Consider the following 19,684-nt stretch of genomic DNA (forward strand, 5'->3'; position numbering starts at 1 on the left):
ATCTTGCCCAAAATACTCCGGGGGTCCGGGGGCTGGCCCCCGGCTCCGTCACATCAGCCAGGAGACCGCTATGACCGCACTCCCCGCCACGACCACCCGTAAACTTGGCCTGGTCATCGATCTTGATACCTGTGTTGGCTGTCATGCTTGCGTGATTTCCTGCAAAGGTTGGAACACCGAAAACTATGGCGCGCCCTTGTCGGATCAAGACGCTTATGGGGCCAACCCATCGGGCACATTCCTGAACCGTGTGCATGCCTTTGAGGTCAAGCCAGACACAGGCCCGGCCCAAACCATTCACTTTCCGAAATCCTGTCTACATTGCGAGGACGCCCCCTGCGTCACCGTTTGCCCGACAGGTGCCAGCTATAAACGCGTGGAAGACGGCATTGTTTTGGTTAACGAGCAGGACTGCATCGGCTGTGGCCTTTGTGCTTGGTCCTGCCCATATGGCGCACGTGAATTGGACAAAGCCGAAGGTGTGATGAAGAAATGCACTCTTTGCGTTGACCGGATTTACAACGAAAACCTGCCCGAGGTGGATCGCGAACCAACCTGCGTGCGCACCTGCCCCGCAAACGCGCGTCACTTCGGTGACTTCGCCGATCCCGAAAGCAACGTTTCCAAACTAACACGTGAACGTGGCGGCATGGATCTGATGCCCGAACAAGGCACGAAACCCGTCAACAAATATCTTCCCCCACGTCCCAAGGACACGATGGAAGAAATTGATATTCTTGCCCCCCTGCTTGCGCCTGTCGCCACTGAAACCAAAGGCTTCCTTGGTTGGCTTGATAAAGCTCTGGAGAAACTCTGATGCATCCGGCACCCTCTGTAATCCTCTTTACCGCCCTTTCGGGTCTCGGCTTTGGCCTTCTGGCATTTTTGGGCATGGGCCTGCCTGATGTCACGGGCTGGGTCGCCTTTGTCTTCTTCTTTATCGCCTTCGCCCTGTCGGTTGGCGGGCTTCTGGCGTCGACCTTCCACCTGGGCAATCCCAAGAACGCCATGAAGGCCTTTAGCCAATGGAAAACCAGCTGGTTGTCACGCGAAGGCTGCCTTGCTGTGGCGTCACTTATGTTGATGGGCGTCTATGCAATCGGCGTGATCTTCTTTGACACGAAACTGGCACAGATCGGTTGGATCGGCGCACTTTTGTCCATCAGCACAGTCTTCACGACCTCAATGATCTATGCACAACTGCCAACCATCCCGCGTTGGAACCACCCGCTGACCAGCGCGTATTTCCTGTCGCTTTCCATCGCGGGTGGGGCCTTATTGGCAGGTCAAGCAACCGCCGCAGGCGTGCTTTTGCTGATCGCAGGGGCTGTGCAGTTGGTCACATGGGTCGACGGTGACAAACGCTTTGCCCAACGTGGTCACACGATTGAAACGGCAACGGGTCTTGGTGATATCGGCAAGGTTCGGATGTTTGAACCGCCGCACACGGGCACCAACTATCTGCTGCATGAAATGGTCTATGTGGTGGCACGTAAACACGCGCAAAAGCTGCGGATCATCGCGCTTGTGTTGATGGTCGCCCTGCCCGCTGCAATCTTGTTGCTGCTGCCGACCAACCACGTCATGGCGCTTATCGCTGTGATCAGCCACATCGCTGGCGTCTTCGCGTCACGTTGGTTGTTCTTTGCAGAAGCCGAACACGTGATCGGTCTCTATTACGACAAACGCTAAAACGGACGCGATCCCGTTTTATTGCAAATAAAACGCCCCGGAAACTTCCAAAGTTTTCGGGGCGTTTCGTATTTAGTTACGCCAGTCGAAGAAATCTTTGGGGGCCGCAGCAAGCAGACGTTCGCCCAAGGCACGCCCCAATTCAGCACCCTCAGAAATTGGCGCGATGCCTTCTTCACACATTTTCTCTGATCCATCCGGGCGCAGGATTTCGCTGCGCAAATGGATCTGCTCACCATTCAGAACCGCCAAAGCGCCAATCGGCGTTTCACAAGACCCATCCAGTGTCATCAAAAACGCACGTTCCGCCGCAAGACGTTGCCCGGTTTGCGTATTATGGATCGCGTCCAGCATGGTTTGCGCGCGGGTGTCATCTTGGCGGCGTTCAATGCCAATGGCACCCTGAGCAACGGCGGGCAAAAGATCATCAACTTCGATCGCGTGTTTTGGTACATCCAGCCCCAAACGGTTCAATCCCGCCATGGCAAGGAAGGTCGCATCGGCAACGTCATTGCCCAGTTTTTTCAAGCGCGTCTGCACATTGCCGCGAAATTCGACCACGTTCAGATCCGGCCGCGTGTTCAACAATTGCGCCCGACGCCGCAGCGACGATGTGCCAACAGTCGCGCCTTTTGGCAGGTCCGCAATGCCCGCGTATTTCAGCGACACAAACGCATCCCGCACATCTTCACGCGGCAGATAACAATCCAGGATCAACCCCTCAGGCTGCACTGTCGGCATGTCCTTCATGGAATGCACCGCGATATCGATGCCGCCGGACAAAAGCGCCTCTTCGATCTCTTTGGTGAACAGGCCCTTGTTGCCGATTTCTTTCAACGGGCGGTCCGCATCAATCAGCTGACGATTGTCGCCTGATGTTTGGATCACGCAAATCTCAAACGCGTCTTCCACCAGATCAAACGCCGCCATCAAGCGCGCACGGGTCTCATGGGCCTGCGCCAGCGCAAGGGGGGATCCACGGGTGCCGATTTTCAGCGGTGAGGCGGGGGTGGGAAGCGTCAATGTCATTCCCCCATTTAACCCCGAAAACACCTACTGACAATGGGGTTTGCGGGGGGCGCGACAGTTGTTCCCTTGACATCACGCCGCCTGCGGGTGAGGCAGGGGCAACAGAGGAAAGGCGCATATCATGGCACAGCAGAAAACCATCCTGAAAGCACTCGCAGGCGAAACGCAGGACGTGCCCCCCATTTGGATGATGCGTCAGGCTGGCCGCTATCTGCCTGAATATCGTGCGACGCGCGCGCAGGCCGGTGATTTCCTGTCACTGTGCTATAATCCAGAACTCGCAGCAGAAGTCACATTGCAGCCGATCCGGCGTTACGGCTTTGATGCGTCCATCCTATTTGCTGATATTTTGCTTATTCCACAGGCTCTTGGCGCTGATCTTTGGTTCGTCACCGGCGAAGGCCCGCGCCTGTCTACCATCACATCCATGGAAGGTGTTGATGCGCTGCGCCCGGTGGATGAGATCGACGCGACCCTGTCCCCAATCTATGAAACCGTAAAAATCTTGGCGTCTGAGCTGCCCAAAGAAACCACTTTGATCGGCTTTGCGGGCGCGCCCTGGACCGTTGCGACCTATATGATCGCAGGCCGTGGCACACCGGATCAAGGCCCGGCGCATTTGTTAAAAAACGAGAACCCCGCCGCCTTTGACGCGTTGATGGCGAAAATCACCGCGGCAACCATCGAATATCTAGCCGCCCAAATTGAGGCCGGGGCAGAAGTTGTGAAACTGTTCGACAGCTGGGCAGGTTCCCTGAAAGGTACAGATTTCCAACGCTACGCGCTGCAACCTGCCAAGGAAATCATCACAGCCCTGAAGGCACGCTACCCCCACACACCCGTCATCGCTTTCCCACGTGAAGCGGGCGCTGGATACATCGGTTTTTCCAATGCCACAGGTGCCGATTGCCTGGCGATCGACAATTCCATCAGTGCGGAATGGGCGGCTGAAAACCTTCAGATCGATGGCTGTGTTCAGGGCAACTTGGCGTCAAAACACATGGTCACAGGCGGTGAAAAACTGGTGTCTGAAACCAAACGCATCTGTGCGGCCCTGAAGAATGGTCCGCATATTTTCAACCTGGGTCACGGTATCACACCGGATGCTGATCCGGACAATGTGCAGCGAATGATTGACGCGGTACGCGAGGGGTAATCACCCTTTCACAGGCCAGGTTTTATGTTCATCGTCAATCACATAAGGATGACGATGAACCCAGCCCGCATCCGTTTTGACGGCCCCTTGCAAGTGGGGGTGATCTTCGGGAAGATCCGTGTGGCTGTGCTCTGGATCACGCGTGGCGCCGGCCGGCCAAAGCAGTTGCGCGGCCATCACTGAAGCGATCGCGATTGCGCCCATGACGAGCATCACAATACCGACGCCAAATGCAGCGCCTAGAAATCCTGCCAAAGGGTAGGCGATCAGCCAACACGCGTGTGACAGGGCGAATTGTGCGGCGAATAAAGCGGGGCGATCTGCGTCGGATGAAGAACGCTGCAAAAGACGACCTGAGGGGGTCATAATGACGGCTTGAAGAAAGCCCACAGCGGCCCAAATACCCAGGAAAACGCCCCAAGCAGGCCAGGCGGCAGACACCACAAACGCCCCCAGAAGCGACATCACCACAGCACTGCCAAACCCAGCCGCAATCATAATGAAACGATCCGCAATCTTATCAAGGACACGGGGCAAGACCAAGGCCGCGATCATCGACCCGGCACCGGCAGCACCAAGCGCAACAGCCAGCGCACCTTCATCCAAACCGTAGACACTGCGCACGATGATAACCGTGTTGACGATCACAATCGATCCAGTCGCGGAAATCGCCATATTCAGGCACAAAAGCCCCCGCAAACGTGGCGTCGCAAGGTAAATCCGACTGCCCCTTAAAACGCGTTCGCGAAAGCTTTGTGCCTGTGCGGACGGGCTGTGGGGCAGCTTTGCATTCCAGACCAAAATGGCGGAAATAACAAAGCCAAAACAAGTACCTATAAAGAGAGACGTGTATGTCATCACGGTCAAAAGCAAGGCCGCAAGTGCCGGGCTGAGCAGGCTTTCTAAATCATAGGCCAGACGCGACAGACTGAGGGCGCGGGTGTAGTCGCCTTCTTTTTTAAAGATCGACGGGATCACCGCTTGAAACACCGGCGAGAAGGTCGCAGAGGCGAGTTGCAATAAGAAAACCAAGATGTAAATCTGCCAAACCTCAGAGACGAATGGCAAGGCAAGCGCCACCAATGCGCGAAATAAATCGGCCGCAATCAGCACCGTTTTTCGAGGAACAGAGACCAATAACGCCTGGGTAATAGGGCCGAAAAACACATAGGCGATCATCTTGATTGTCAGGGCTAAACCCAACACCTGACCGGCATTTTCACCGGCAATATCCCATGCAATCAGACCAAGGGCGACGGTCAAAAGCCCGGTCCCGAGCAAGGCCACAATTTGCGCGCTATAGAGACGCGCATAGGTCGGATTTCTGAGGACATTCAGCATGGGGGAATCGCATGGTTGGCTTTTGGCTGGCCCTATTTCCGCATGAAAATGGACCCGCTGCAAGGGCTCATTCTGGGGGGAATATAGGATGCACAACCCATGCACATCCTATGCATAAACCATGCATATAAATTGTATACAGGGATGAGCCTAAGCGCTGTGGAAAGTAGTCCAATGGCACAGCCGCAACGAATGGCAGGAATGAAACCAAATTGACCGATGCTGCACAATCATCCATTGTCAGCTTTGAAACAAATTAGAAGTATGATTGGAAAATCTGGTGAGCAAGGAACTTACAGAAAATGAGAATACCCTCCTGCGAACCGCTGCCTATTGGCTACGTGGCGAGATGGTATTGCGGCTCGCAGACGCTTCACCTTCGCAGGAGCTTCTTCACGATTCAGCACAAAGCAACTTCGAGATAAGTTGCGACGCGCTAGAACGAGTAGGCCTATTTATTTCTGAAGGTGATTATTGGCGCGTAAAAGATTCTAAAAACGATCACTCTGTCTTTGCAGGCCAACACACACGCAGTGACCTAGATCATCTTCTTGATGGGTTCGCCTGCCATTCTAGCTATGTTCGTGATCTATATCGGCACCATGAAGCGGTTACGCCAACAAACAATGCTTTGCGAGACGTTTGCCTGGCAATGGTGAAATGCGGATACATGGAGTGTATTTCCCCGAAGGCGTTTGAATGGACCGACGAATTTGGCCCTTGGTTGGTCCGTCACGGCGCTTGGAGATTAGATGAGTTTGAGGCTGCTTCGCAAGCTGATGTAGATAGGGTTCTCGCAACAATTCCTGCTGATGCGAAAGAGCGACTTTCAAGCTCTACCTGTGGCGATTCACCTAATTTTGTACGATGCTTCTTTGCACAATGGATTGATGGAAAGTGGGAGGATGGCGAATGGCGACTGGCACCTAACGACGACTGGGACATATGTCTAGCTGCAGCACTTTACGCGGAGCTACATGGAAAATGATTGCAGACGTTGGCGCAACCTCAACCAATGACCGCTTAGTCCGCCTTGCAGACCTTTAGAACGGTTGGAGGGTTGTTTGGTCTTGCTCGCTGAGGCGTGGTTTCGGTGGTCTTGTTAGATCCATTTTGCCATGGGGGGGAGACTCATTAATACGGCATTTGCGTCATGGCCGGTTTCCAAGCCGAATTTTGTTCCGCGGTCCCAGACGAGGTTATATTCCGCATAGAGGCCGCGATGCACCAATTGCGCGTCTTTGTCGGCCTCTGAGAAATCTGTTTCGCGGCGGCGTTCAATCAGCGGGACAAAAGCGGGCAAAAAGGCCTGACCCACGGATTGCAGGAAGGCAAAGTCTGTTTCCCAATCGCCGGTGTTGTGATCGTCAAAAAAGATCCCCCCAACCCCACGCGCGCGGCCACGATGCGGGACAAAGAAATATTCGTCGGCCCAGGCCTTGAAGCGCGCATAATAGCTGTCGTCATGGGCATCACAGGCCATTTTCTGAACCGCGTGGAAATCGGCAGTGTCTGCATCATATTCCAGCGCCGGGTTCAGGTCAGACCCGCCCCCAAACCACCAGCCATGGGGTGTCCAGAACATACGGGTGTTCATGTGAACCGCCGGGCAATGTGGATTTTGCATATGCGCGACAAGGGAAATACCTGCGGCCCAAAACCGGGGATCATCCTTCATGCCGGGCAGATCCTTGCGCGCAGCCATGGCGGCCACCGCACGTTCACCAAGGGTGCCATGCACGGTTGAAATATTCACACCGACTTTTTCAAAAACACGGCCACCGCGCATGACAGACATCAGCCCACCCCCCGCATCAGATCCATCGTCGGATTTACGCGTGGTTTCAGAAACTTCGAACCGCCCGGCAGGTTGATCCGAAAAAGGGCCGGTTGTGTGGCTGTCTTCGAGCGCCTCAAAACGCGCAACGATTTCATCACGCAAAGTACGAAACCAAGCCGATGCCTGTGTTTTCTCATCCTGCATGTCGGACAATGTTGTGTTGGTCATGATCAATTCCATTTTCGCGCGTGTTTGACCGCCTTTTACGACGCCAGGACAGATTCCGCCAGAAAAAGCCTGAAGTGCTGGGGTGGATTGGCAATCTGCCGCAGCAGGCGTAGGATTCAAGCCAGACACGGGAGACGATAATGGGTCTTAAAACCAGCCTGATCAGCGGCCTAATTGCCGCATTTACCCTAAGCGCCTGCAGCACCCCACAGGAACGCTGTGTGACGGGGGCATCGGAAGAACTGCGTCGTTTGGAACGGCTTATCGCAGAAACTGAGACGGATCTTGCACGCGGTTATACAATAGAACAGGAATTGCGCCCCGGATTTGAGCTGGAATTCTGTCATGACGTGAACGGGAATTTTCGCTGGTGCAACCGGCACGTAACCCGGGTGTCCGAGAAAGAAGTTGCCATTGATCCGGCCGCCGAACAGCGCAAACTTGATGCCTTAAATGCCCGTCGTGATGCATTGCTGCCGGGCTATGGCGATGAACTAGCTCGCTGTAAAGCGGAACATTCTGAAAGCTGATCTGGATCTATTCGCTATCGGATCGTGGGAAAACAATCAGCACCCACAATTCGGAAAATCAGTGTGCAGGCACAGCGACCGGATCAATCAGGGTACGTCCGCCATCCACGTTCAGGATCTGGCCTGTCACAAAGGCGGAACTTTCAGATGCTAGGAACTGCGCCACTTCCGCCACCTCACCGGGAGGAGCAATGCGCCCCATCGGGGTGTGTGAAATGATTTCTTCCCGATAGGTATCATGGGTTTTTAATTCGTTCAGCAGGCTTGTGCTGAGAACAGATCCGATGGCAACGGCGTTGACGCGAATTCGGTTTGGGGCAAGGGCCACCGCAAGTGTGCGCGTCATCTGTTCCAGCGCCGCAGCGCTGATGGAATAAGCCAGCAGTTCAGGATGCGTATGACGCGCCGCGATAGAGCTGAGATTGATGATCGAGCCCAAGCAGTTTTGATCCTGCGCATCATCGCCCCCTTGGGAAATCATACGCTTGGCCACCGCCTGACTTAGCCGTAAGGAACACATCAGGTTTTGTTCCATCAGATCCGCGACATGGTCCGCCTTTGGATCCAGCGGATCAGAAGGCTGCACCTGGCGGGCAGCGTTCACCAGAATATCAACACGATCAAAAGCATCAATTGTGGCAGATAGCAGATTGGCAATCGTCAACTTCTTACGCAAATCCCCCGCGAACCATCTGATATTGCTGTCTTCTTCGATCTCGCCCAGCTCTTCGCGTAATTTATCTTCATCACGGTCTGCAAAGATGACATTAGCGCCTGCTTCAGCGAAATGGCGGGCAATCGCTAGGCCGACACCATTGGCCGCGCCGGTGACAATGGCGGTTTTTCCGGAAATCGAAAATGACATGGTCACCCCGTTTTATGATTCTTTAAGAAAGCCTAGGCGATATCAGCGCGCAGCGCGAGGCTGTGATTTTGGCGCTGTGGCTTTGAGCACTTTAAAGCCACTTTCCAACACAACCTGATCCACCACACGGAAGTATTCCTGTAGGGTTGCCTCATACGGTAACCCCTGATTTGCAACCAACCACAACGTGCCTTTGGGCGTCAGAAGTTTGGCAGCATTGATCAGAAACGCCTGCCCCAAAGCAGGATCAGCGGCGCGCCCGGTGTGAAAGGGCGGATTGGTGATCACGGCATCAACAGGTTCAGGCAATGTAACCTTACGCGCATCATACCAGTGAAATTGCGCGCGCGGATCGGTGATATTACGTCGGGCGCAATCAAGTGCAGTTTTGCCTGCCTCAACCAGATGTAGGGTTTGTACGGCTTCGTTTTTCAGAATCTGCGCAGAAAGATAACCCCAACCCGCACCAAGATCTGCAACGCGGCGTCCGATTTTTTCGGGCAAAGCAGACGCAAGGATCGCTGATCCTTTGTCTATTTTTGCTTCTGAAAACACGCCAGGCGCAGTGATAAACCCATCGGGCCCTGCCGCCAGATCCGCATGCCAATCAGCAAAAGCCCCGGCGCGTTCCGGTGAAAAAGGTAGGGTGAACAGTTTACCATGCGCACGCGAAAAGGCTTCTGATACCAAAGTCAGTTTTTTGCAGGCCTTAAAGATACTGTCGATGCCGGCGGTTTTAGCGCCATCAATTGCAATAGGGCCGGACACATGTGCACTGGCTTCGGCCACCCATTTGCGTGCAAGGTTTTTCGCGCGCGGCATGCAGATTATCGCGGCCGCGGCTGTATCTGGCAGATCCTGTTCCACGCGGTAACCACGGTTTTTCCAGGTTTTGCAATCGGGATAAAAATCTTCGATGATAAGGACACGATCTTTGGGAAGATCCGACAGATCGGCCTCCGCACCCGGACCAAAAACCAGAATATCGCCCGTTTCCGGCAACACAAAAAGACCGCATTCAAGCGCGGAGGGCAGACGGGCAGCTAACATATTTTATTCTTTTTCCATTGTGCATTGCAGGGGATGTTGATTCTGACGGGCGCTTTCCATGACCTGGGCAACTTTTGTTTCCGCAATCTCGCGGGTAAACACACCGACCACTGCCAGGCCCTTTTTATGCACAGTCAGCATAATATCGAAAGATTCCGCGTGATTCAGGCTGAAATAGCGTTCCAGTATATGCACGACAAATTCCATCGGAGTGTAATCATCGTTCAGAAGCAGCACCTTATACATAGGCGGGCGTTTGGTTTTCGATTTCGTCCGGGTCAGAACGCCGGTTTCGCCATCACCGTCACCGCCGTCGTCATCGGTGGACATCACGGTCTTCATCCAGTCTGCGGTCATTTTCGTCAAATCGTGCAAAAGAACATTCCATCGGCTGCGTTCACGAGAGTATATAGCTCCCTGAACACCAGTGAAAAGGGGCATTCCATTAATGTCAGGTAAATCCGGTCAAAAACTGTCAACAATTGCGTTCGATGCGGATGACACTCTCTGGCAGAACGAATCCTTTTTCCGCCTTACACAAAGCCGTTTTAAAGAGCTTCTGCGCGACTATGCGGATAGCGATCATCTTGAAGACCGATTGCTTGCAGCCGAACGACGGAACCTTGGTCAGTACGGATTTGGGGTGAAAGGGTTTGTCCTGTCGATGATCGAAACCGCCATCGAAATCACCGATGAACGCGTTCCAGCGTCAGTCATCCGAGAATTGATCGAAGCCGGACAGGACATGCTATCCCACCCGATACACCTGCTGGATGGCGTGCGTGAAACCCTTGAAACACTATCCCCGGATTATAGGCTTTTGTTGATCACCAAGGGCGATTTACTAGATCAGGAACGCAAATTGGCACAAAGCGGGCTTGGCGATTTCTTTGACGGTGCCGAAATCGTTTCCGATAAAACCGCTGCAACCTATCGTGAGATTTTCAATCGCTACGCATGCGTGCCCAAAGAAACGCTGATGGTGGGAAATTCAATGAAATCCGATGTGTTGCCGGTGATCAAAGCCGGAGCCTGGGGCGTCTATGTCCCCTATGGCAAACCCTGGGCCTTGGAACATGCAGAACCCCCAACAGATTCTCTGCGTTATTCTGAAATCGCGACACTTGCGGACCTGCCAGGGCTGATCAAAACGATACAGGCTATATAGGCAAATGTCCCCTAAACCCACAATATCTTGTAAAAAATACAGATTAAGCACAGTGTTGAGCCGACTGAAAAATAAAGGTTTTCCTGCACCCCACCCTGTGTTAGCCTAAAGCATAATAATAAAAAGCTGACCGGGAAAATCCGGCGGCATGAGGCAGACAAAAAGGCAGGCGACGTGATGACACGTCTTAGACATGTGCTCCGCTCGGGGGTATTCTATTTCTTTTTAGCAATTGTGCTGTTCACCGGCTTGGCTTCGGCTGCGCCCTATGCAGCTATGGTGATTGATGCGCGTTCCGGCGAAGTTTTGCATTCGCGCAATGCGGATACGCGGCTTCATCCGGCGTCTTTGACCAAGATGATGACGCTATATATCGCTTTTGAGGCCATCAAAAATGGCGAGATTTCCCTGGACACCCAGGTGCGTATTTCCCGCAATGCGGCCGCTGAACCCTGTTCCTGTCTTGGTTTACGTGCCGGACAACGCATCCGGTTGCGCTATCTGATCCGCGCAGCAGCTATCAAAAGCGGCAATGACGCAGCAACTGCCATCGGCGAGGCCATCGAAGGGTCTGAGGCCGCATTTGCACGCCGCATGAACCGCACCGCAGCCGCTCTTGGTATGAATCGCACGACCTTTCGCAACGCCAATGGCCTGACCGAAGCTGGACACTTGTCCACCGCACGCGACATGACAACACTGGGCCGTCATCTGTTTTATGACTACCCGGACTATTATAATCTGTTTTCACGTATCTCTACAGATGCAGGTGTCCGCCAGGTCAGTAACACCAACCGGCGCCTGCTCAGCAGCTATCGCGGCGCAGATGGCATTAAAACCGGCTACACGCGGGCTGCGGGATCCAATCTTGTGGCCTCTGCTGAACGTGGAAACGAACGTATCATTGCGACCATGTTTGGTGGCACGTCTTCTGCTGCGCGAAATGCACGGGTTGCAGAACTGCTGGACATGGGTTTCAGCCGTGCGCCAACCCGGGTGGCCGTGCGCCGCCCTGCCCTGCCGCGTTATGCGAATGCGCCGGCACCTGCTGCGGCCAGCCGCAATCAGGTGACTGCAGTATCACGTTCTCTGATCCCAGTGTTGCGCCCTGTACGTGCCCCGGTTGTTGCCGAAGCACCGGTTGCGCCCCCTGCCCCGGATGAAGATCTGTTGCAGGCCCTCGAAGCCGAAATCGCCAATGCAGTTCAGGAAGTTCAGGCCGCCGACGTCGCACAGGAAGTGACCGAGGCGATGCAGGAAACCCCTGAGGTCGTGGCGGAAGCATCGGTCACAGAGGAACCGGTTGCCGAAGAAACCACCGTGGCCGCAGTTGAAGTGGAAGTGGAAACCGACACCACTTCCGAAATTGTTGCCGCTGTAGCAGAAGCCACAGGCGAAACCCAGATTGAAGACCCACAGGTTGATGTGGTTGCCGCAGTCGACGTGACACCTGAAAACGTCATTCCTGCGCGGTTCATTCCTGATGAAAACACGCCGCGTCCGGTGATCAATACAATCGTCCCCGAAGCCCGGCCACAACCACAGGAACCGGTCATCGTGACCCGTCTGACACGGTCCGGCGGTCGCGACTGGGGCGTCAGCCTTGGAAAATACGGATCTCAGTTCGAAGCAGAACGTGTGCTGTTGCGGACCGCTCTCGCGGAAACATCGGCCCTAGACGGAACCCTGCGTCGGGTCAGCCGGGGCGGTGGTGGCTTTGAAGCCAAATTCACAGGTCTATCCCAAGACCGGGCACAACTGGCCTGCCGCCGTCTTCAGGCCCGCGCCCAGAATTGCGAAGTTGTAAGACCGTAACACTGCGGTCTTGCACCTGTCTCCTTCCCGGGCAAAACTGTCCGGAAAGGAGCATCCCCCATGACTGAATTTATATTCGCCCCCGCAGAGCAACCCGCGGTTGCCATTCACCAAAGTCACGCAAAGTTTCCCGTGCGCCGGATTTTCTGTGTTGGCAAAAACTATGCGGATCATGTGCGTGAAATGGGGGGGGATCCAAAATCTGATCCACCCTTTTTCTTTACAAAACCGGCAGATGCCCTTGTGGCCGATGGCACAACCATTCCCTACCCCCAGATGACTGACAATCTGCATCATGAGGCTGAGCTTGTGGTCGCGATTGGCAAAGGGGGGGCTGAAATTTCCGAGACCAACGCACTGGATCATGTCTGGGGTTATGGAGCGGGCAATGATCTGACCCGCCGTGATCTGCAACATGACGCCAAAGGCGCGGGACGACCCTGGGACATGTCAAAAGGCTTTGACAACGCGGCGGTTTGTGGCGCGCTTGTGCCAGCGGATCAATGCAAAAACGTAGATGCCTCAATGATCCGCGCCCTGGTCAATCAGGACATAAAGCAGGACAGCACAACGGCGGAAATGATCTGGTCTGTACCAGCGGTTATCGCCTATCTGTCGCGTTTTGTGGAATTGCAACCGGGGGATCTGATCTTTACAGGCACACCAGATGGTGTCGGGCCATTGAACAAAGGCGACAGCTGCACCGTTGAGATAGCCGGGCTGCCTTCGGTAACTGTATCCATCGCATAATTTGGGCAAACACCCCTACATTTTTCCAGATGTAGGGGTGTTTGGCTTGTTTTAGAACTTAGCGATCAGGTTGATGAATGCGCCTTTTTCGTCCTGGGTGAGATCGGCGAGATCATCTGAGAAGCGACCAAAGTTATAACCGATACCAAGTTTCACGTTGTTGTTGATGTGGCGATATCCCGCGACCAAGGCACCGTAATCTGTGGTGCCGGCCTGTTGAGCATCAAGCGCCCGGACTTCCAGCAGGGCATCCCAGTTGTGCACCACATGCCAACGCGCATTGGCCACGGCCAGCAGCGCATTATTCTGCGTGAAAGTGTTGCTGCCAGCATCTGCGGTTTCAGACCAACGATAACCGATTTTACCGCCAATGGACCAAGTATCATTCAACTGATATTCCGCATCCACGCTAAGAATATGGCTGTGCTGTAGTGGGCCGCGTGTATCTGCGCCACCGGATGTGGTGATCACCTGACCATATTCATCATAGACATAACGATAGCGTGCCAGAACATTCAGACGATCGTGCGCCACCGGACGATAGGCATAGCCAAGCGAGATCTCTGCAAATTTTGCATCCTGTTCGGCGGCATCAAGACGATCCGTATAAACAGCGTCAATGCTTCCGATAAAACGTGCATTTTCTGAGAACTCCGCGTTGTAATCCCCGGTAAAGGCCAGGGTATCCGCATCCCGGCTAGAGGCACCACCTTCCCCCCGTTCGCGACGCAGCTCAAGGCGGGCACGGGCGGCGCGGTTGGTATCATCCGAATAGGCATAGCCCAAAGACAGGGCCTGGCGTTCAAAATCATCCCCATCCGGATCATTGATGTCGCCAACCTCCAGTGCCAGAGACCAGTCACTGTATTCAGAGGCACTGTAATCCACCCCAAACGCCGAAGTCAGGGATCTGTGACGGCCAAACAGATCGCGGGTGTTTTCTGCCCAGATCGTCGTGCGGTCATTCAGATGACGTGTCCCCCCCAGAACAAACTGTCCCCGGTCTTTTCCGTTCAACGCCACACCGGACAGCGACCGGTCCGGATCCAGCGTATAGCCAAAATAGCTGCTGTTGCCGTTTTCAGCATTGTCATGGGTCAAAAGCGCCCGTGCCCCCATGCCGCCGGTCCCTTCTGAGACTTCGCCGGTGAGGGTCCAGTTTTGGTTCAGCTGCGCAGTGCCTCCGATCCCAAAACGTTCATTGCGTTTCAGACCACCGGTGCGTTCCACCGTGCCCTGACCATAGACATACCAGCTAAGCGTATCAGACGGCGTCGCGGTATAACGCAGGGCCAGATCCGTGCGGGTGCCGCTGTTGGTGGCATCCCCCGGATTGGTACGATCCAGATGTTCCACGCCAAAAGACAGCTCACGCGTGTCGGACAGTTTGTGGTGGATTTCCGCCCCCACTTCCAGATCTTCACGCCCGGCATCGTTTTCATAGCTGTCCGCATAAAACCGCAGACGTGTGCGATCTGAAGGTTCCACTTCTGCAAAGACACCAACAAGGGTTTCATCACTGGAAACGGAATAATCCAGCGATGTAAAACCTTCTTCACGGGTTTCATAATAACCGCCGATCAGACCAGGGGTTGCAGAGCCAAGTTCCGCCAGATCCGCCTGCCCTTCCAGACGAATGGCCTGGCCTTTGCCGCCACGGGCATCTGTTTGCGTGCCTGTCAGACCGCCATCCGCAGATGTGGTAAATCCAAATCCAGGGCCATCAGATTGCGCGATCTCAAGTTCCGCCCAGGTCGTATCCGAATGCTGCCAGCGCAAATCCGCACCAAAGGCTTTCTGATCCGCCGCGCCCGTGTCTTCAACCAGACCCGTTGCCCCCAGGCGCACAGTGTCACTGACCCAGGTTTCAACCCGAGCGCCATAAGAAAACCCGTCCAGATCGCTGGCGGTGGGTGTCCATTCATAGGCCGCCACCAGATTGACCGTATTGTCGCCATTTGGGTTCTCACGGATCAGACCATCCGCGCCCGCATAGGCAGACAAAGGTTTGTTCAGGCGGATCACACCCTGGGTGTAATTGATGGTGTAATCTGTGCCATAGGCCAGTACCCGACGTTCCAGCACCCGTCCGTTTGTCGGATCTGTGATTTCAACTGAGATGCTGTCAGATCCCCGGCTGATATCCTGTTGCGACAGGAAATAGATGGACCCGCCGGTTCCGCGGAAAATATCGCGGCCCGGCAGGTTATCAGGCTGGGCGGCATATGCATTTACACGCACACGTGCCTCGCCCTCCGTCGTGGTACTTTGTGAGGCCCATTCCCCGTGCAACCCATATAATGTGCGGGTGTTGCGGATAAACTCTGCGCCTTCGATGTTGGCTTCGCCATCGCCCCAGGTGATGTGGTTTCCATCACGTTCAGCACGCAGATACACACGGCCGCTGGTGGGCGCGTCTTCCACGATCGAGCTGTCATCACCATAGGTCGGATAGGCATCATCGCGATCAATCCGGTTCAGAACCGCCCGGGGATCGCGTTTATCAAGGTTGCGGAAGATATCAGACAGATCTTCCTCGCGGGTGTCCACAGAGGCTGTGATTTCTGTACCATTGGCCAGACGCCCGTTGATATAGCCCGCGATCCGGCCACGCTGGTATTTATCCGTGCCTTCAATGTTATCCCCAGTGCGCCAGCCCAGTGTCACGTCAGCCACGCCAACGTAAAACCATTCCGCACCTTGGATTTCCACATCCCGGGTCAGATCGATAGTGCGCGCTGCAACCCGCACCGCATGATCGCCAACAGGCAGGATCCGCTGCAGAACAAAACGACCGGACGCGTCCGCTTCGATCACCTCGCCAAGGGTCTGCACCCGTGCCCCCGCAGGCAGGCCGGTGCCCGATACGGTCACAGCCCCGCCCGTCACAGGAATACGCTGACGGTTCAGGGTTGTTGTGCCCTCTTCCTGCGCATCCTCATCAGAGATCCCTCGCTGATCCCGTTCAGACAGAGGCAACGCCAAGGTTTCATCAAAGCGCCCATGCGCATCATATACGCGGTGCACAAAGACAAGGTTTTCGCCCGCAGGCAGTGTCAGGCTGGCCTGCGCACCCGGGGTGATCGCCACAGTGGCCAGAGTTTTGGCACCGCCCCGCGCCGCCGTATCAATGACACGAATTTCACCCCGCGTCACAAAGGCCGGATAGTTCATGCGGCTCTGGAACGTGACGGTATCGCCAGCCTTCCATGCCTGGTCGCCAATCACATGGGCATCCAGACGGCGGGGCTGATCCAGCCCGTCAAATCGTACCTGAATATCCGCCGCCGCCAGAGCGACATCCGCCTTGCGCTGTGCTTCAATCAAGCGTTGATCACCCACAGGTGTGCTATCACCCACACTGATCGCAAACCCCCGAACCGGAGGCGTCGCCCCCTGTTCGGCGTTTTCGCCAATCGGCATGCTGACCACCGTATCCGCATGGGCGGCACATGTGACACCACCCGAAAGACAGTCTGTTTCAGCCCCTGCACTGCCTGGGATAACCCAAGCCGCAGTCATCAGAAGGCCGGCGATTGTTGTTTGTTTATACATGCTTCTTATTCCTTCTGGTCTTTACTGAGCGATCTGCAGGGTTTCACGTTCCACCAAAAGGCGGGTGCCGCGTTGTCCTGTCCAAGCCTCCTCCAAGATCTCTTCCACAAGGTCGAGATGCAGGCGAGCGGCACGGCTGGTTTCAGACCCACGATGATAGCGCAGACGCACCACATCGATGGGGGTTGCAGGATCGTTGAGCAGATTGATCAGCGCTTGCGACAGGGCCTCTATCGCCTCACGTTCACCGGTCTCTGGATTGGTTTGGAAAGCGGTGGCATCCAGATCAATCTGGGCCACTTCAGACAGGGTTGCCCCAAAATTGATACGCCCGAAACGACCGGCTGTCAGACGCAGAACACGGGGGTTTTCCGTGGTCATGCGATACCCTGACGGCAAGGTACGCGTGTCCAGTTTCAGCGTGAAGTTAGACCCGCCATCTTCCGGCAATGCGGCACAGGGCACATGGAAACGACCATGTTGATCCGTCGTAATCAGATGGCCATTCACGGTCACCAGACGCACAGCTGCAAGGCCCTCTTCGCCTTCATTCTGGATGCCATTGCCATTGCGATCGTCAAAGACTTTCCCGATCACGTCAGAACAATCAAAGACATGTTCAACCCGGACCCGCACGGTGGCCGTGCCAATGTCAGAAACGACTGTACCATCCTGGGTTGCCCAGGCACTGTTCACCAGATCTTGCGTCGCACTGTCGGGAACCACACGGGCCTGCAAGGTAACTTCAACAGACGCACCCGCAGCAATATCCATTCCCGACCAAGACAGCTGTCGTCCCGAAACAGTCGGTTCTGTCACAACACCACCCACCATGGCCGTGCCAGGCGTATACGCAATTCCCCCAGGCAGTTCGTCCACAAGATCAAGGCCCGCAACATTCAGAACAGAGGTGTTTGTAAACACCAGCTTGTAAAGAACCGTATCACCATAGGCCACAACAGCACGATCCACCGTTTTCACCACAGAGATCACTCCGGGTTCTGCAAATGGCGGGGAAAGCGCTAGGAAAGTTGGATCATTCGTCGGGTCCATGTCATCGTCGACGCCATCCATATCCGGATCAACACGGGTCTCAGATCCACCATTGTTGCGGGTATCGGAATCATCCACCGGCGTGCCGATTGAAGACGTCCCGGTAACCTGTGCCGTCTTTTCGATGCCACCAGCATTGATGTCTTTCACCGTAATCTCATACGGATCCATGGTACAGGTCGCCATCTCATTTGGCGCCAGAGTTGTCGGATTACAAACAATGTTGGTCAGATCAACGCCGCTGATCGCGATGTTTTCTACGGGTACAATGCTTTTGTTGGTCACGGTCATGACGTAAGGTACAAAGTCCCCGACATTAGGCATGACCGCAGGGCTTCCGTCCGGACGCTTTGGATCCATGGCCTGAAGTGTCAGCACAAGTTTTGGATGCGCGACTGTGACGGTTTCCACAGCAGATGCACAGTTGACCGGCAGATCAATCGTACAGATCTCATAGGCTACAGAATAAACGCCCGCAGGGGTATTTGGCGCAACCGTGATCAAACCAGTCATCGGATCAAGTGTCAGACCCGTTGCAGGGTTGCCCGCATCATCGGTGTAATCCCCCGCCTCAGGTTCAGTGATATCCACAGTCGTCAGATCAGCTGGCGCAGCATTCAGAACATCCGAAGTCAGTACAGAAGACGTTACACCGCCGTCTTGACCTATCAGATCAAAGACCTCCGGCGCAGCAGTGATCTCATGTCCAACCGTAACGGTTGCTTTTGCTGTAGAGCAGATCAAAGGGTTCACCGTGCTACACAGATCGTAATCAAAGCTGTAAACACCCGGTTGCGTTGCGGCAGCCACATCCACAGACCCATCTGGATTCAGTGTCAGACCGGCCGGCACAGCTGAGTTTGCATTTACAGCCACTGTTGCGTTGGCCACAGACGCCTGTTCACCGTTGACCTTGTCATTTCCAAAGAGATTGAAAAGGTTCCCCTGTCCAGCCTTACCCTCGTTGAAGCCAAGGATATTGTTGACGTCATTTGTCGCCTCAACGCTGATCACTGTCACCGTCTCGCTGACTGTGTCACAGACCATTGCATCATCCGCCGCACAGATCGTGTAGGCCACGGAATATGTGCCGGCTGCTGTATTTTCCGCAACCGTGATCAGACCTGTGACAGCATCAAGCGTCACGCCCGTCGCCGGATCGCCCGCTGCATCCGTCACCGCACCCGCCGTGATGTTCACATTGCTCAGGGTTGCTGCCGCGCCGTTCAACGTGTCTGACCCTAAAACAGAGGTCGTGACACCGCCCGTGGCCGCAACCGTTGGGAAGGTTTCTGCAGTCGCAACCACCTGCTGGCCAACCGTGATTGTCGCCTTCGCCGTTTCACAGATCAAAGGGTTCACCGTGCTGCACAGATCGTAATCAAAGCTGTAAACACCTGGCGCTGTCCCTGCGGCAACATCCACAGACCCATCCGCGTTCAGTGTCAGCTCTGCTGGCAGGGAGGAGGACGCGTTGACCACAACAGTCGCATTGCCCGGCCCCGCCGGAGCACCGCTGATCTTGTCGTTGTCAAACAGGTTGGTGACACCCGTCGTGCCCGCAGTCGCGTCCACAAAACTGACACTCGCCGTGTCAACTTCTGCCTCAACGCTGATCACTGTCACGGTCTCGCTGACCGTGTCACAGACCATTGCATCATCCGCCGCACAG

Annotated in this window: 16 protein-coding genes; 8 read left to right on the forward strand and 8 right to left on the reverse strand. The window is 54.9% G+C overall.

The window, feature by feature from the left end; all coding sequences use genetic code 11:
- The first annotated feature begins 70 nt into the window (after nt 1–70).
- Nucleotides 71–817, forward strand: coding sequence for a 4Fe-4S dicluster domain-containing protein (locus tag ACPGUT_RS03650; RefSeq protein WP_423988919.1), 747 nt, complete (start codon nt 71–73; stop codon nt 815–817).
- A complete protein-coding gene (locus tag ACPGUT_RS03655) occupies nt 817–1,692 on the forward strand; it encodes a dimethyl sulfoxide reductase anchor subunit family protein (protein ID WP_423988921.1) in 876 nt (291 codons plus the stop codon). The genes ACPGUT_RS03650 and ACPGUT_RS03655 overlap by 1 nt, the downstream gene beginning before the upstream one ends.
- 72 nt (nt 1,693–1,764) lie before the next feature.
- Here ACPGUT_RS03655 and hemC read toward each other — a convergent pair whose 3' ends face one another.
- Nucleotides 1,765–2,721: a hydroxymethylbilane synthase gene (gene hemC / locus ACPGUT_RS03660; protein ID WP_423988922.1), complete on the reverse strand. Its 957-nt coding sequence runs from the start codon at nt 2,719–2,721 to the stop codon at nt 1,765–1,767.
- A 121-nt stretch (nt 2,722–2,842) separates the two neighbouring features.
- On the opposite strand from hemC, the gene hemE reads away from it, so the two are divergent.
- The gene (hemE, locus tag ACPGUT_RS03665; protein ID WP_423988924.1) at nt 2,843–3,877 is read left to right on the forward strand and encodes a uroporphyrinogen decarboxylase; all 1,035 of its coding nucleotides are present in this window, start codon (nt 2,843–2,845) and stop codon (nt 3,875–3,877) included.
- On the opposite strand, the gene ACPGUT_RS03670 is transcribed toward hemE, so the two are convergent.
- Nucleotides 3,878–5,218 (reverse strand): MFS transporter, encoded by a 1,341-nt coding sequence (locus ACPGUT_RS03670; protein ID WP_423988926.1) that lies wholly within the window; start codon nt 5,216–5,218, stop codon nt 3,878–3,880.
- A 280-nt stretch (nt 5,219–5,498) separates the two neighbouring features.
- Here ACPGUT_RS03670 and ACPGUT_RS03675 point away from each other — a divergent pair, with 280 nt between their 5' ends.
- Nucleotides 5,499–6,206, forward strand: coding sequence for a hypothetical protein (locus ACPGUT_RS03675; RefSeq protein WP_423988928.1), 708 nt, complete (start codon nt 5,499–5,501; stop codon nt 6,204–6,206).
- A 114-nt stretch (nt 6,207–6,320) separates the two neighbouring features.
- Here ACPGUT_RS03675 and hemF read toward each other — a convergent pair whose 3' ends face one another.
- Nucleotides 6,321–7,226 (reverse strand): oxygen-dependent coproporphyrinogen oxidase, encoded by a 906-nt coding sequence (hemF, locus tag ACPGUT_RS03680; RefSeq protein WP_423988930.1) that lies wholly within the window; start codon nt 7,224–7,226, stop codon nt 6,321–6,323.
- A gap of 140 nt (nt 7,227–7,366) precedes the next feature.
- On the opposite strand from hemF, the gene ACPGUT_RS03685 reads away from it, so the two are divergent.
- Nucleotides 7,367–7,756, forward strand: coding sequence for a hypothetical protein (locus tag ACPGUT_RS03685; protein WP_423988932.1), 390 nt, complete (start codon nt 7,367–7,369; stop codon nt 7,754–7,756).
- A 58-nt stretch (nt 7,757–7,814) separates the two neighbouring features.
- Here the strand turns inward: ACPGUT_RS03685 and ACPGUT_RS03690 are convergent, their stop codons facing one another.
- The 3 genes from ACPGUT_RS03690 to clpS are packed head-to-tail and all read right to left on the reverse strand — an operon-like array spanning nt 7,815 to nt 10,001.
- The gene (locus ACPGUT_RS03690) at nt 7,815–8,621 is read right to left on the reverse strand and encodes an SDR family NAD(P)-dependent oxidoreductase (RefSeq protein ID WP_423988934.1); all 807 of its coding nucleotides are present in this window, start codon (nt 8,619–8,621) and stop codon (nt 7,815–7,817) included.
- Between the two features lie 42 nt (nt 8,622–8,663).
- A complete protein-coding gene (locus tag ACPGUT_RS03695) occupies nt 8,664–9,671 on the reverse strand; it encodes a class I SAM-dependent methyltransferase (protein ID WP_423988936.1) in 1,008 nt (335 codons plus the stop codon).
- A 3-nt stretch (nt 9,672–9,674) separates the two neighbouring features.
- Nucleotides 9,675–10,001, reverse strand: coding sequence for an ATP-dependent Clp protease adapter ClpS (clpS, locus tag ACPGUT_RS03700; RefSeq protein ID WP_423988938.1), 327 nt, complete (start codon nt 9,999–10,001; stop codon nt 9,675–9,677).
- A 118-nt stretch (nt 10,002–10,119) separates the two neighbouring features.
- Here clpS and ACPGUT_RS03705 point away from each other — a divergent pair, with 118 nt between their 5' ends.
- The 3 genes from ACPGUT_RS03705 to ACPGUT_RS03715 all read left to right on the forward strand — a co-directional run bounded on the left by ACPGUT_RS03705 (nt 10,120) and on the right by ACPGUT_RS03715 (nt 13,404).
- Nucleotides 10,120–10,839, forward strand: coding sequence for an HAD family hydrolase (locus ACPGUT_RS03705; protein WP_423988940.1), 720 nt, complete (start codon nt 10,120–10,122; stop codon nt 10,837–10,839).
- A 177-nt stretch (nt 10,840–11,016) separates the two neighbouring features.
- On the forward strand, nt 11,017–12,654 hold the full coding sequence (locus ACPGUT_RS03710; RefSeq protein ID WP_423988942.1) for a serine hydrolase: 1,638 nt from the start codon (nt 11,017–11,019) through the stop codon (nt 12,652–12,654).
- Nucleotides 12,655–12,714: 60 nt separating this feature from the next.
- Nucleotides 12,715–13,404 (forward strand): fumarylacetoacetate hydrolase family protein, encoded by a 690-nt coding sequence (locus ACPGUT_RS03715; RefSeq protein WP_423988944.1) that lies wholly within the window; start codon nt 12,715–12,717, stop codon nt 13,402–13,404.
- A 51-nt stretch (nt 13,405–13,455) separates the two neighbouring features.
- Here the strand turns inward: ACPGUT_RS03715 and ACPGUT_RS03720 are convergent, their stop codons facing one another.
- Both ACPGUT_RS03720 and ACPGUT_RS03725 read right to left on the reverse strand, forming a co-directional pair.
- Nucleotides 13,456–16,959 (reverse strand): hypothetical protein, encoded by a 3,504-nt coding sequence (locus ACPGUT_RS03720; protein WP_423988946.1) that lies wholly within the window; start codon nt 16,957–16,959, stop codon nt 13,456–13,458.
- 21 nt (nt 16,960–16,980) lie between these two features.
- The coding region (locus ACPGUT_RS03725; RefSeq protein WP_423988948.1) for a DUF7507 domain-containing protein at nt 16,981–19,684 on the reverse strand (2,704 nt) is incomplete at its 5' end.

Origin of the sequence: Halocynthiibacter sp., assembly GCF_049608145.1 — a bacterium.
In the GTDB taxonomy this organism is placed as follows: domain Bacteria; phylum Pseudomonadota; class Alphaproteobacteria; order Rhodobacterales; family Rhodobacteraceae; genus Halocynthiibacter.